Here is a 12,136-nt window from a genome sequence, read left to right on the forward strand (position 1 = left end):
CCGCCCGGCACAGGTGTCGTGTGGTGCACTGGGAATCTTCGACAATGGTCGCCTGCATCGGGACCCCACGGTAAGCAAGACTGGAGCGACGGTTTCCGCTCGGCGAAGGGCAGCGCATGGTCGACGTGGTGGTGATCGGGGCCGGGGTGATCGGGTCGTCGATCGCGCTCGAGCTCGCGCGGGCCGGGCGGAAGGTCGTCGTGCTCGACCGCGCGGCCGGGGCTGGCCAGGGGTCGACGTCGGCGTCGAGTGCGATCGTGCGCTACAACTTCTCGACCGCGGCGGGCGTCGCGATGGCGTGGGAGGCGCACTTCGGCTGGCGGGACTGGGCCGGGCACCTCGGGCACGATGTCGGCGACCTGGCGGAGTTCCGCCAGTGCGGGTTGGTCATGCTGGATGTCGACGCGGCCCCGCGCGCGTCGTGGCTTCCCCTGTTCGACGAGATCGGCATCCCCTATGAGGAATGGGACAGTGCGGCGCTGGCCGAGCGGATCGCGGGGATCGACACCGGCCGCTACTGGCCGCCGAAACGCCTGGAGGACGACGCGTTCTGGGCGGATGTGCCGGGCACGCTCGGCGGGGTGTACACCCCGGACGCGGGGTACGTCTCGGATCCGGCGCTGGCCGCGGTCAACCTGGCCGCCGCGGCGGCTGCCGAAGGTGCGCAGTTCCGCTTCCGCAGCACGGTGGCAGCGGTGGAAAAGGGGGGTGGACGCGTTACCGCGGTCCGGCTGGCGGACGGCACCCTCATCTCCGGCGATGTGGTCGTGAACGCAGCGGGTCCCTGGTCGGGATCGGTCAACCGGCTGGCGGGGGTGGGTGCCGACTTCACTGTCGGCGTGCGCCCCCTGCGGCAGGAGGTCGCACACGTTCCGGTCCGGTCGGGTTACCGCGGGCCCGCGGTGGCGGACATGGATCTCGGCACCTACTTCCGGGGTGAGGTCGGCGGGGACCTGCTCGTCGGCGGTACGGAACCGGAGTGCGACCCGTTGCAGTGGATCGACGAGCCCGACACCGTCGACGTGCACCCGACGGCGGCGGTGTTCGAGGCGCAGGTGACCCGGGCCGCGCGCCGGCTGCCGGATCTCGCGGTGCCGAACCGGGCTCGTGGTGTGGTGGGCGTCTATGACGTGGCCGACGACTGGACCCCGATCTACGACCGCACGGACCTCGGTGGCTTCTACGTCGCGATCGGGACCAGTGGCAACCAGTTCAAGAACGCCCCGGTGGTCGGCCAGGTGCTGGCGGAGCTCATCGACCGGGTCGAGAACGGCGCCGACCACGACGCGTCGCCGGTGCGATTCCGGGCGCCGCACACGGGACTGGAGATCGATCTCGGGGCGTTCTCCCGCCGGCGCCGCCGGAACGCGGCGAACTCCGGCACGGTGATGGGCTGAACTCAGACGAGGCGCTGCATGCGGGCGGCCTTGATCCCCAGGTGCAGCGCCAGGCGCTGTTCTCCGTCGGCGAGGTCCACTCCGGTGACCTGTTCGATGCGCCGGAGCCGCTGGTAGACGCTGGCCCGGTGCACCGAGAGGAGCTCCGCGACCGTGCGCGCGTCGCCGGCGTGGTCGAGGAACAGCTCTGCCGTGGCGAAGAGCGTCGGGTCGGCTTCGAGCAGCCGGTTGACCGTCGAGTCGGGCCCGTCGGTCAGGCCGTCGAGGGGGAGGCCGGCGAGGAGTCCGTAGACCCCGAGTTCGCCGGACTTCGCGACCGGGCGGAAGCGCGGCACGGCGTCCGCGACCCGGGCCGCCTGGAGCGCGCCCCGGTACGACGTCACGACGTCGGCCAGGGTGGGCACGGCCGGCCCGACGCCCACGACGACGCTGCGCCACCGGCCGGCCTTGCCCAGCAGCCGGCAGGCTGCCTCGTGCACCGCGGTCGCCAGCTTCGGTGAGTGCCGCTGGGCCGGTTCGGTGGTGACCAGCACGCCGTGCGTGGGACGCACCATGCGCAGGCACTCCCGTTCGGGCACCGAGTGAGCCGCCTGGTCCAGCGCCATCGACAACGCCAGACGATCGTCCTCGCCGAGGTCCGAGCCATCCGCGGGGGCGGCGAGCACGACGAGGACGACGGTGGCGCCGCGCGAGGCGAACAGGCCGTTTTCGGTCAGCTGTGCGGCGGCGCAGCCGCGCTTCTCCAGGTCGTCGGAGACGAGGTCCCGCAGCAGTTCACCGGCGCGTGCGTTCTGCAGCTCGGACAGGATCCGTTCGCGGAACAGCAGCTCCCCGGCCTGGCCGGCGAACGACACCGCGACGGCCAGCTCGGTGTCGGCGATCGGCTCGTGCTCGATCAGCCAGAGACAGCCGAAGTGCATGCCCTGGCAGCGCACCGGGATCGCGATCCGGGGGTCCGTCTGCAGGGCCGGATTCGCGGGCAGCCGCACCGGTTGAGCGGCCTTCGACAGGGCGAAGCCCTGGAGCCAGGCGAGGCCCTCGGGTGGCACCTCTCGGGTGAGGACGACCGCCTTCCGCATGTCGTCGACGTCCTCGCCGTGTCCGCTGTAGGCGAGCAGCCGGAAGGCCGTGTCGTCGATGGCGACCGGCTGCCGCAGCCGCTGGGCGAGTGCGTCGACGAGGTGCTGCAGTTCGTTGCTCATGGTCCCGTGCCCCTGGTCAAGGCGCCTCTGGTGAGACTGGAAGCCATTCATGCTACACCGTAGCGAGATAGCGGCAAGGGGCTTCGCGGCGCGGGGCGGTCACCGCCGGAGGGCCTGGGCGGCCGACTGCTGTGCGGCCAGGGCGGCCAGGTAGTACCAGGCCATGATCGCCCGCAGCAACTCGTCGACGCTCGACGTGGAGTACCGCAGGGTGTGCGCGGCCGGGCGCCCGGTGCCCGGTGTGGTCGCGGCGAGGTCGGCGCCCAGTGCGGTGGCGAAGTCGACCTCCAGCTCCAGGCGCTCGGGGACGGGCGGGACGGACAGCCGCGGCCCCTCGGTGACCGCGTGGGCCACGACGTCTTCGATCATCGCACCCGCGGCCGCCGGCGACAGCGAGTTCGTCGCCGACCAGCCGATCGCCTGCTTCGTCTCGACCGTCCGCACCCCGGGGAAGGCCTCCCGGGCCACTGCGCAGATCCGGTCGTCACCGGTGAGCACGCCGACCGGAACCGCCCGGTCGGCGGCGTACAACGCGTTGACCTCGGCCTCGGACACCGGCTCCCCGTTGATGCGGACCTGGGTGAAGTTGGCGGAGAAGGTGTGCGAGAGCACGCCCGGCGCGCCGGCCGCGGCGTGGTAGCCGAGGAAGATCGCGACGACTGCCTCCCGGCTGAGTCCCTGGGCCATGCACGCGGGACGGGGACCGCCGGTGACGATCCGCGCGCGTGGATCGAGCTCGGCCACCAGGAGGTTGTCCATCGTGCCGTGGCTGTCGCTGACGACGACCTCGGTCGCACCGCCCGCGAAGGCTCCGCGGATGGCGGCGTTCGCCTCGGCGGTCATCAGCGCCTGGGCCCGGGGATAGCCGGAGCCGCCGCGCAGGATCTGGTCGAAGGTCGCGACGCCGGCGACGCCTTCGAGGTCGACGGAGAGGTAGACCTGCATGGGACGGTCACCTCCCGGCCGGCATGAACCGGCCGAACCAGTCGAGGACACGCGTGCAGTAGTCGAGAATGGCGGGGAAGGTGCGGACGCCGTGGCCCTCGGCGGGGTAGACGACCAGCGTGGACTCCACGCCGTTGTCCAGCAGTGCCCGGTGGAACTGCTCGGCTTCGGCGGCCGGCGTGCAGAGGTCCCGGGCGCCGGCGATGCTCAGGCACGGCGTCCGGACGCTGCCCACCCAGGTGAGCGGGCTGCGGGCGTCGTACACATCACCGGCCTCGAACGGCTCGGCCCGGAGGATGTTCGGGACGAACTGCCGGATGTTCGTCGTGTGGTACAGCGTCCGCCAGTGGGTCACCGGGGCAACGGGGACCGCGGCCTTGAACCGGTCGTCCTGCGTCACGAGCCAGGCGGACAGGTAGCCGCCGTAGCTGCCGCCCATGACGCCGATCCGCGCCGAGTCCACCGCGCCCGTGTCGACGAGGTGGTCGATGCCGGACAGGATGTCGCCGCAGTCGCCCCCGCCGACGTCCCCGAGCACCTGGGCCGCGAACTTCGGCCCCCGTCCCGACGAGCCGCGCGGGTTGGGGCACAGCACCGCGTAGCCCTGGCTGGCGAGCAGCCCGATGAGGGGGTTGCTGCCGAGCCATCGATCGCGGAACGCCCAGATCGGGCCGCCGTGCAGATAGGCGACCAGCGGATGCGGGCCCGGCCCGGCCGGCGTCACGAGCAGCCCTTCGATCCGTTGCCCGTCCGGGGCCGCCCAGGACAGCGTGCGGCAGTCGCCGATCCGGGAGCGCAGCGCCTCGGTGCCGGGGTGGTCCGTGGTCGCCAGGACGATGGTCCCGCTGCCCGCGCGGTGCACGATGGCCGGTGGTTCCCGGTACCGCTGGACGGTGGCGACGACGGATTCGTCGGAACGCACGTACGCCTCGGGCTTGTGCGTGTCGCCGAGGCCGGCTTCGGTCGCCCACAGCTCGCGGGTCTCGCCGCTGGCGGCGTCGTGGACGCCCACGACGCTGCCGACTCCGCGGATCCCGCTGAACGCCACGCGGTGGTCGTCGAGCCACTGAACGCCCGTGACGTCGACGTCCTCCGTGTCGACGGGACGGCATTGTCCATTGTGGTCGAACAGCAGCAGCGTCCCGGCCACGATGCCGCGGTCCGAGCAGTCCGCTTCGATCACCGCGATCCAGGTCCCGGCGGGGGAGCCGGCCGGCCGGCCCAGCTGCCGGTCGGAGCGGTGGAGCGGGGCGGCCACCCCGGTGGCCAGGTCGATCAAGGCCAGGTGGGCGCCGTACCAGTCACTCTCGTCGGGTCCTTCGGACAAGACGGCGACCGCACGACCGGGGCCCGCGGCCCCGGCCTCCCAGACGGTGCGGCCGGCCGAGACGGGCCGCAGGGCACCCGATGCGGGGTCCACGAGCCAGAGTGACCGTCCCGGGCGTCTCGTCGCGGCGGTTTCGACGGTGGGAAGCCAGTTTCCGGTGGCCGAGGGCCCCGAGCGACGGCCGGACCCCTCCGCTCCCGCTTTGTCGGCACCCGCGTCGGCCACGGAAACCAGGAGCGAGTCGCCGCCAGGCGTCCAGACGCAACTCTCGCCCGTGCCCGGCAGCGGGATCTCGCGGTCACCCTCCGGGCCGCGCACGCACACCCGGTTCCGGTCGTGGGCGTCCGAAACAGCCAGATAGGCGAGCCGGGTGCCGTCGGGAGACCAGCTCGGCGCGTGACTGCTGACCCGGCCGTCGTCCACCGGGGTGATCTTGCCGTCGTGCACTCGCACGACGACCCGGCGCAGCGGGGCGTCGAGGGAGTCGCACACCGTGGCGGTGGCGACGAGCTCGCTGGTCCCCGGACGCCCGGAGACCTCGGTGAGGTCCGTGGCGCGGGACGCTCCGGGGGAGTGCACCAGGTCGAAGAACTCGGTGACGCGGTGCCAGGTGGCCCCGAATCGCACGTCGGTTTCCATGGATCTCCCGGAGACGAGGGACGGGGTTTCCGGTCGAATCTAGGGGCGTGCCGGACGGTCGGGCAGGTGACAGCTGTCGCATCGTGGCTGTCGTCCGGTTGACAGCTGTCGCGAGCGCCGGCGGGGGAACAGAGCCCATGCTTTGGCGATCGCGGCGGCCTTGACCCAAAATATGCTACGCCGTAGCGTATTTCGGATCTTCCCGTCCAGGAGGGAGTCGACCGTGAGTTCTGAACAGGACCGGGCGCCGCGACGCCGCGGACCCGCGCGCGGCCTCAGCCGTGAGCAGGTGGTGCGCGCCGCACTCGACGAGTTCCGGGAGAACGGCATCGCCGCGGTGTCGTTCCGGAGCGTGAGCCGCAGGCTGGGGGTGAATCCGATGGCGCTCTACACCTACATCGCCGACAAGAACGAGCTGCTCTCGACGATGTACGACCACCTCTTCCGAGCGATCGGCGAGATGCTCCCGGACGAGCCCGGCGACCCGAGGCAGGCGCTCGTCGCGTTCTTCACCGCCGCGCACCGGCTGATGGTGGAGTACGCGGACCTGTCGCGGCTGGTGCGGCCGACCGCCGCGGGGATGGATCGCGACCTCGCCGAGCGCATTTACCGCTTGTTCGCCGAGCTCGGGGTGGCGCGGGAGCGGATCGCGGACGTCCACCTGGCGCTTCTCGAACTGACCATCGGCAGCGCGGCCGCTGTGCACGTGCGCTTCCCGCCGGCGCAAGCGCCAGACGGCGGTGCCGAGCGTCCGCTGCTGTCGGCGGTCGTGCGCCGTATCGAAGACCTGGACATGGAGGACCACTTCGTGCGCACCCTCGGACTGCTCCTGGACGCACTCGTGGCCGGAGGTGGCGATGCCTGAGTACGGAAACTTCCCTTTCGGACTGTCCCAAAAGGACGAAGCGCGGGCCGCCCGGCTGCACCGCGACTCGATCGTCGTCGACATGGTCCACCAGGGCCCGTTTTCGCCGGACGTGTGGACCGATGAGCTGCGGGCCGAGCTGCCCGACGGCGCCGGCTACCTGGAGGCGAGCGGTTTCCTGATGGAGAAGGCCCTCCGCGGCGAGTTCGACGAGTTCCACTGCCTGGCCGATGCTTCGGGTGCGACAACCATGCTCACCGGCTGTGTTCTGGAGAACGCGCAGGGCGTGCTCGAAGCCGCCGCGGACACGGCACGCATGCTCGCGGCGTTCGATTGGCTGCGCCCGGCCCGCCGCGCGGACGACATCCGCGCGGCCCACGCCGAGGGGGGACACGCGCTGGTCGGCCAGTGTCAGCTGAACCTGGTGCGCCCCGGCGATATCGACCTGCTCGACCAAGCCGCGGCACTGGGGGTGGCCCACACCGTCGACTGCGCCTACAACACCGCGACGTTCATCGGATCCGGGTGCACCGAGAAGAACGATGCCGGGCTGAGCGCGTTCGGCAACACCTTTGTGGACAGGTGCAACAAGATCGGCGTCATCGTCGACACCGCGCACTCGGGTCCTCGCACGACGATCGACGCGTGTGCCCGCTCGAAGGCGCCGGTCGTCGCCACGCACACCTCGGCCGCGGCCCTGTACGACTGCGATCGCGCGAAAAGTGATGAGGAGCTGCAGGCTATCGCGGCGACCGGCGGGGTGATCGGCGTTTTCTGCATGCCTTTCTTCCTGGCCGGCATCGGTACCGAGCCGGCCCCGACGATAGAGCTTGCCCTCGACCACATCGACTACGTGGTGCGGCTCGTCGGGGTCGAGCACGTCGGCATCGGTACCGACTGGCCGCTCGCGTTGCCTGCCGACGTCCTGGCACAGACCTTACTGCCGATGGCGATGTCCACCATGGGGTTCCGGCCCGAGCACCAGCTCGACGTCGCGTCCACATTGGAGGGATTCCGGGATCCGCGGGATCTGATCAACATCACCCGGGGGCTGGTCGCCCGCGGCTACCCCGACCAGCAGGTCGAAATGATCCTCGGCGGCAACTTCCTGCGCGTTTTCGAGCAGGTTGTCGGTTGATCGACACAAAGGAGTGCCCGTGATGATCAGTGCTGAAGAATTGCGGAGCCGGCTCGACCGGCTCGCGAAAGAACACCACGTGACCGGCGCCGCGGCCGCGGTGGCGGTGGGCGAGGAGGTCGTGACCGCACACCTGGGGTGCGCCAACCTCGCCACGTCGATGCCGGTGCGGCACGACACCCTGTTCGCCGCGGGATCGGTGACGAAGGTGTTCACCGTCGCCCTGGTGATGACGCTCGTCGATGACGGGCTCGTGGACCTGGACGCGCCCGTGCAGCGGTACCTGCCGGATTTCCGGCTGGCCGACGTGGAAGCCTCGAAGCACGTCACGGTGAGGATGCTGCTCAACCACACCGCGGGCATCCCAGGGCACTGCATGTACGACCTGCCGCGGAGCCCGGAGGTCGTGGCGCGGCACCTTGAAGTGATGCGGGAGCTGCCGTTCACCTCGCCGCCCGGCAGGTTCTGGTCGTATTCCAACGGCGGGATGGCCGTCGCCGGCCGCGTCGCCGAGGTCGTGAGCGGCCGGACGTGGGACGAGGCGCTCGCCGAGCGGATCCTGGGTCCCCTCGGAGGCAACGCCACCACGTCCGCCGAAGAGCTGGTTCTCGGCTCGACCGCGGTGGGACACCTGGTCGGCCCCTCTGGAGCGGTCACCCGTGTTCCCCGCCTGGTCGTCGACTCCGGCAACGGCCCGGCCGGCGCCACGCTCTGGTGCGACATCGACGCGATGATCGCGTTCGGGCAGATGCACCTGCGTGAAGGCCGTTCGGCAGACGGGAAGACGGTGCTCAGCCCGGAGTCGGTGGCACTCATGCAGGCGCCGTCGTTGGAAACCCTGTGGGGCCTGCCCTTCGAAAACTGGGGGCTCGGCTGGTACATCCGGGGCACCGGGGCCGCGCGAACGCTGGGCCACACCGGCGGCAACGCCGGTGCGCACTCGATCCTGACGATCGCGCCGGAGCACGGCTGCGCCGTCGCCGTGCTCACCAACAGCACCACCGGCGCAGTGCTGAACGCCCTCCTGACCGAAGAGCTGTTCCAGCAACTCTGCGGTATTTCGGCCGCGCCCCGGATGGAGACAACCGGCGACCCGGTCACTGCCGGCCTCGACCTCGACCGCTATGCCGGTACCTACGAGGCGGAAGGCGGCTCGCTGACCGTCACCGTGCGCAACGACCGCCTGCACGTCGAGCAGCACATGAACGACAGCCTCGCCGGGCACATGACCATGATTTCGCCTGACCTGCTGCCACTGCCGCCGATGACGCTGACGCCGTTCGACGCGGACGGCCGGTTCCTCAGCGACGCAGGGATGCCCGTCAGCTTCGTCGACGGCGCTTCCTACGTCTGCGCCGGCCGGATCTTCCGGCGTGTTTCCGCGGCGATGTGATGCGCACACTCGACGAGCACGGCGTCGACGTCAGGTTCGACGCGGGGATCACCGCACCTGACGGCCGCCGCCTTTCGGTGAACATGTTCCGGGCCGCCGGGGCGGAACCGTCCGCGACGGTGGTCGTGTGGGCGCCGCTGGGCAACGGCCGGCTCTCCGCCCTCGGTCCCTCGCCCGTCCCGTCGCTGGGTTCGACCCGGCACTGCCGCCGGCTGGCCGCGGCGGCGGGGGTGACCGTGGTGTCGGTGGACGTTCGTGGGCGGGGCGACTCCGACGGCGAGTTCGTCCCGTTCGTGCACGAGGCGGCCGACGCCGTCGCGGTCGTGGCGGCGCTCGCCGGGCACCCGTGGTGCGGCGGGCCGATCGTGGTGATGGGACAGGGCTACGGCGCCGTGTGCGCGCTCGCGGCGGCCCGGGACGCCGCGGGCCTCGTGGCGGCGGCGTTCCTGATCAGCCCTCCCGGCGGGCCAGGGGACGTGTTCCCGGGCCGGGACGGTGTGCGGCGGGCGGACCTGCTGGTCTGGCGGCACCTGATGGCCGGGCGGCACCCGCTGCCCACCCGGTTCGCCGACTGGGCCGACGTGCTGACCCGCCCGTGGAAGGACCAGGAACATGCCCTCGGGCACGGCAGCCTCGGGTGGGCGGAGTTCACCGCCGCCGGGCTCCCGGGTTCGGTGCCGGTGCCGGTTCCCGTCACGATCCTGACCGGCTGGTGGGACCCCGCGTGCCGCCCGTCGTGGGAGCTGGCCCGAAACAGCCCACACGCCGAACTGCTGGTCGGACCGTGGACGGCGTACACCACTCGCCACCCGGCCCAGCACGTCGGCGGGCTCGACTGGGGTCCCGGCAGTGTCGTCGACCCACTCGAACTGCAGGTGGACCTGCTCGGGCGCCTGGGTGAGCCCGCTCGGGGCGGCCGGGTCTTCGTCACCGGCGACAACGCCTGGAACGATCTGCCGCGCACACCACCGGCGCTGAACTGGGCTTTGCACCCGTCAGCGCCGCACGGTGCGTGGACGACCGCCGGCAGCGGACACCTCGGCGACACCGCGGGTACCGGCGCCGCGGAGTTCACCAGCGATGGGGCAGACCCCGTGCCCGCCCAGCCCGACCTCGGGCTCGCCGTCAGTGCGGGTGCTCCCGCGCAGCTCGACCTGACGTTCCTCGACGGCAGGCACGACGTGCTCGTTTACACCTCCACGGCGCTGACAACCCCGCGCCTGGTCGTGGGGGAGCTGCTGCTCGAACTGGACGCGGAGAGCGACTCACCTGCCGATGGGCTCTGGGTCGCTTCGGTCGAGGACGTCTTCCCCGGCGGGGCACCGAGCCTGCACCTGGCGCTCGGGGTCGCCAGTGTCCGGCCCGGCGAGCGGAAGGCGGTGCTGCGGCTGGGCCCGATCGGGCACCGGTTCCTGCCCGGGCACCGCGTGCGGCTGCGCGTCGCCGCCACCTGCGCGCCGTTGTACCGCCCGGCTGACGACGCCCCGGTCCGGGAACGGCGCCGCGTCCACCACGAAAACACGGTCCTGCGGCTTCCGGAGGTACTTCCATGAGCCGCGCCCGTCGAATGCTGTGGGGCCAGCGGATTTCCACCGGCGACGGCGACCTCGTCGCCGATATCGCGTTCCCCTCCGGCCACGACGAAACGACCGGCCCTCTGCCCACCCTGGTCGCGCGCACGCCCTACAGCCGCCAAAGCTTCTTGAGCGACAACTGGCTGCGCCTGGCCGATCGTGGCTACGTGCTGGTCGCCTGCGACGTGCGCGGGCGTGGCGACTCCGACGGCCGGTTCGCCGCGTGGGAACGCGACACCGAAGGCGGCGTCGCGGTCATCGACTGGGCCGCCGCTCAGCCGTGGTCGGACGGGCGCGTCGGCACGATCGGCGGCAGCTACGACGGCCTGACCCAGTGGTGGGCCGCCGCGGGCGCGCCGGCGCCCTTGCGGTGCATCGTGCCGATGGCCGTCGGTGCCCGCGGCCGGCCGGGCGGGCGGCCGTTCATGGACACCGGGATTCCCTGGCAGTACTGGATGTGGTGGTTCGCCCTGGTTTCAGGGCGCACCCTGCAGGACGTCGGCGCCACCGCGTGGGGACGCCATTGGGGACATCGTCCACTGCGGACCTTCCACGAAGCGGCGGGATTTCCCACCGCGTCCTGGCCGGACTACGTCGAGGGCCGCATCGACTGCCTCGGGCCGGGCTGGGCACTGAGCGACCGGGAACTCGCCGCCGTCGAGGTGCCCGCACTGGTCGTCCTCGGCTGGTGGGACGACCTGACCACGCTCGAGACCTGGCAGGCCCTGCAGGCCGGGCCGCACGCGGCGAACAAGCACCTGCTCGTCGGCGCGTGGGACCACATCGGCAATATCGTGCCCCGCGTCCGGCTCGGTGGTGAGGACGTGTCCGCGGGGACACTCGACCCGCTGGGGGTGGTCGGTGATTTCCTGGACCGCTACCTCAAAGGCGACACGACTGTCCGGCAGCTGCCGCGCGCAAAGGTGTGGCACAGCGGAGCGAACCACTGGGAGGACTTGGCCGGATATCCGGCGGCCGCCGACGACCAGGTTCTGCACTTCGGGCTGACCGAGCCGGGAACCGGCCTCCTGCAGCCAGATCCACCGTCTTCCTCCACTTCGGACGAATGGTCGCACGACGCGACCGACCCCGTCGCGACGCTGACCCCGCTCGACAACTTCGCGTGGAGCGACCCGCCGCACGACCAGCGCTACCTGGAAGCACGCCCGGACGTGCGGATCTACACGTCCGAGCCGCTGTCGGAACCGGTGACGGTCAGTGGACGCGTGCGGTTCGACCTGGCGGTGTCCGCGGACGCGGCCGACGCTGATGTGTTCGCCTGGGTGACCGACGTCCATCCCGACGGGCGTTCGATGTTGCCGGCCGGGTTCGAGCTCGAAGGGCGGCGGCTCAGTGTCCGCAATGGACCACAGCCGGAGCTCTTGGACGGCGGCGAAGTCGTGCGCGTCGAGGTCGATGCGCAGTGGCTGCACCACACCTTTGCCGTCGGGCATCGCATCCGCGTGCTCGTCACCTCTTCGTTCACGCCGACCACGGCCCCTGCCAACGGCACCGGTGAGCACTGGGCCGACCAAGAACCCGGCCGTCCGTTCACGATCCGGGTCCATCACGGCCGTGCGCACCCCAGCGTCGTGCACCTTCCGCTCCGCAGACCCCAGGACCCCAAGCCCGTCTCTTGATCCGGAGGAAGTCAAT

9 protein-coding genes are annotated in these 12,136 nt (G+C 71.4%); 6 read left to right on the forward strand and 3 right to left on the reverse strand.

Going from position 1 to position 12,136, the window contains the following annotated elements:
* Positions 1 to 116: 116 nt before the first annotated feature.
* Complete coding sequence (locus tag FHX82_RS18035; protein WP_145933795.1) at positions 117 to 1,397, forward strand: NAD(P)/FAD-dependent oxidoreductase; 1,281 nt, start codon at positions 117 to 119, stop codon at positions 1,395 to 1,397.
* 2 nt (positions 1,398 to 1,399) lie between these two features.
* Here FHX82_RS18035 and FHX82_RS18040 read toward each other — a convergent pair whose 3' ends face one another.
* The 3 genes from FHX82_RS18040 to FHX82_RS18050 form a co-directional block, all read right to left on the reverse strand.
* On the reverse strand, positions 1,400 to 2,599 hold the full coding sequence (locus FHX82_RS18040; RefSeq protein WP_183176690.1) for a PucR family transcriptional regulator: 1,200 nt from the start codon (positions 2,597 to 2,599) through the stop codon (positions 1,400 to 1,402).
* 99 nt (positions 2,600 to 2,698) lie between these two features.
* A complete protein-coding gene (locus FHX82_RS18045) occupies positions 2,699 to 3,544 on the reverse strand; it encodes a M55 family metallopeptidase (protein ID WP_145933793.1) in 846 nt (281 codons plus the stop codon).
* Positions 3,545 to 3,551: 7 nt separating this feature from the next.
* Positions 3,552 to 5,498 (reverse strand): S9 family peptidase, encoded by a 1,947-nt coding sequence (locus FHX82_RS18050; RefSeq protein WP_183176691.1) that lies wholly within the window; start codon positions 5,496 to 5,498, stop codon positions 3,552 to 3,554.
* A 235-nt stretch (positions 5,499 to 5,733) separates the two neighbouring features.
* Between FHX82_RS18050 and FHX82_RS18055 the strand changes: the two genes are divergently transcribed.
* The 5 genes from FHX82_RS18055 to FHX82_RS18075 are packed head-to-tail and all read left to right on the forward strand — an operon-like array spanning position 5,734 to position 12,120.
* On the forward strand, positions 5,734 to 6,375 hold the full coding sequence (locus tag FHX82_RS18055; protein ID WP_183176692.1) for a TetR/AcrR family transcriptional regulator: 642 nt from the start codon (positions 5,734 to 5,736) through the stop codon (positions 6,373 to 6,375).
* A complete protein-coding gene (locus tag FHX82_RS18060) occupies positions 6,368 to 7,513 on the forward strand; it encodes a dipeptidase (RefSeq protein ID WP_145933790.1) in 1,146 nt (381 codons plus the stop codon). The genes FHX82_RS18055 and FHX82_RS18060 overlap by 8 nt, the downstream gene beginning before the upstream one ends.
* A gap of 22 nt (positions 7,514 to 7,535) precedes the next feature.
* A complete protein-coding gene (locus FHX82_RS18065) occupies positions 7,536 to 8,906 on the forward strand; it encodes a serine hydrolase (RefSeq protein ID WP_145933789.1) in 1,371 nt (456 codons plus the stop codon).
* Positions 8,906 to 10,459 carry an alpha/beta fold hydrolase gene (locus FHX82_RS18070; protein ID WP_145933788.1) on the forward strand — a complete coding sequence of 518 codons (1,554 nt, stop codon included), beginning with the start codon at positions 8,906 to 8,908 and terminating at the stop codon, positions 10,457 to 10,459. The genes FHX82_RS18065 and FHX82_RS18070 overlap by 1 nt, the downstream gene beginning before the upstream one ends.
* Positions 10,456 to 12,120 carry a CocE/NonD family hydrolase gene (locus FHX82_RS18075; protein WP_145933787.1) on the forward strand — a complete coding sequence of 555 codons (1,665 nt, stop codon included), beginning with the start codon at positions 10,456 to 10,458 and terminating at the stop codon, positions 12,118 to 12,120. The genes FHX82_RS18070 and FHX82_RS18075 overlap by 4 nt, the downstream gene beginning before the upstream one ends.
* The last annotated feature ends 16 nt before the right edge of the window (positions 12,121 to 12,136 follow it).

The sequence above is a fragment of the Amycolatopsis bartoniae genome, from assembly GCF_014191255.1.
In the GTDB taxonomy this organism is placed as follows: domain Bacteria; phylum Actinomycetota; class Actinomycetes; order Mycobacteriales; family Pseudonocardiaceae; genus Amycolatopsis_E; species Amycolatopsis_E bartoniae.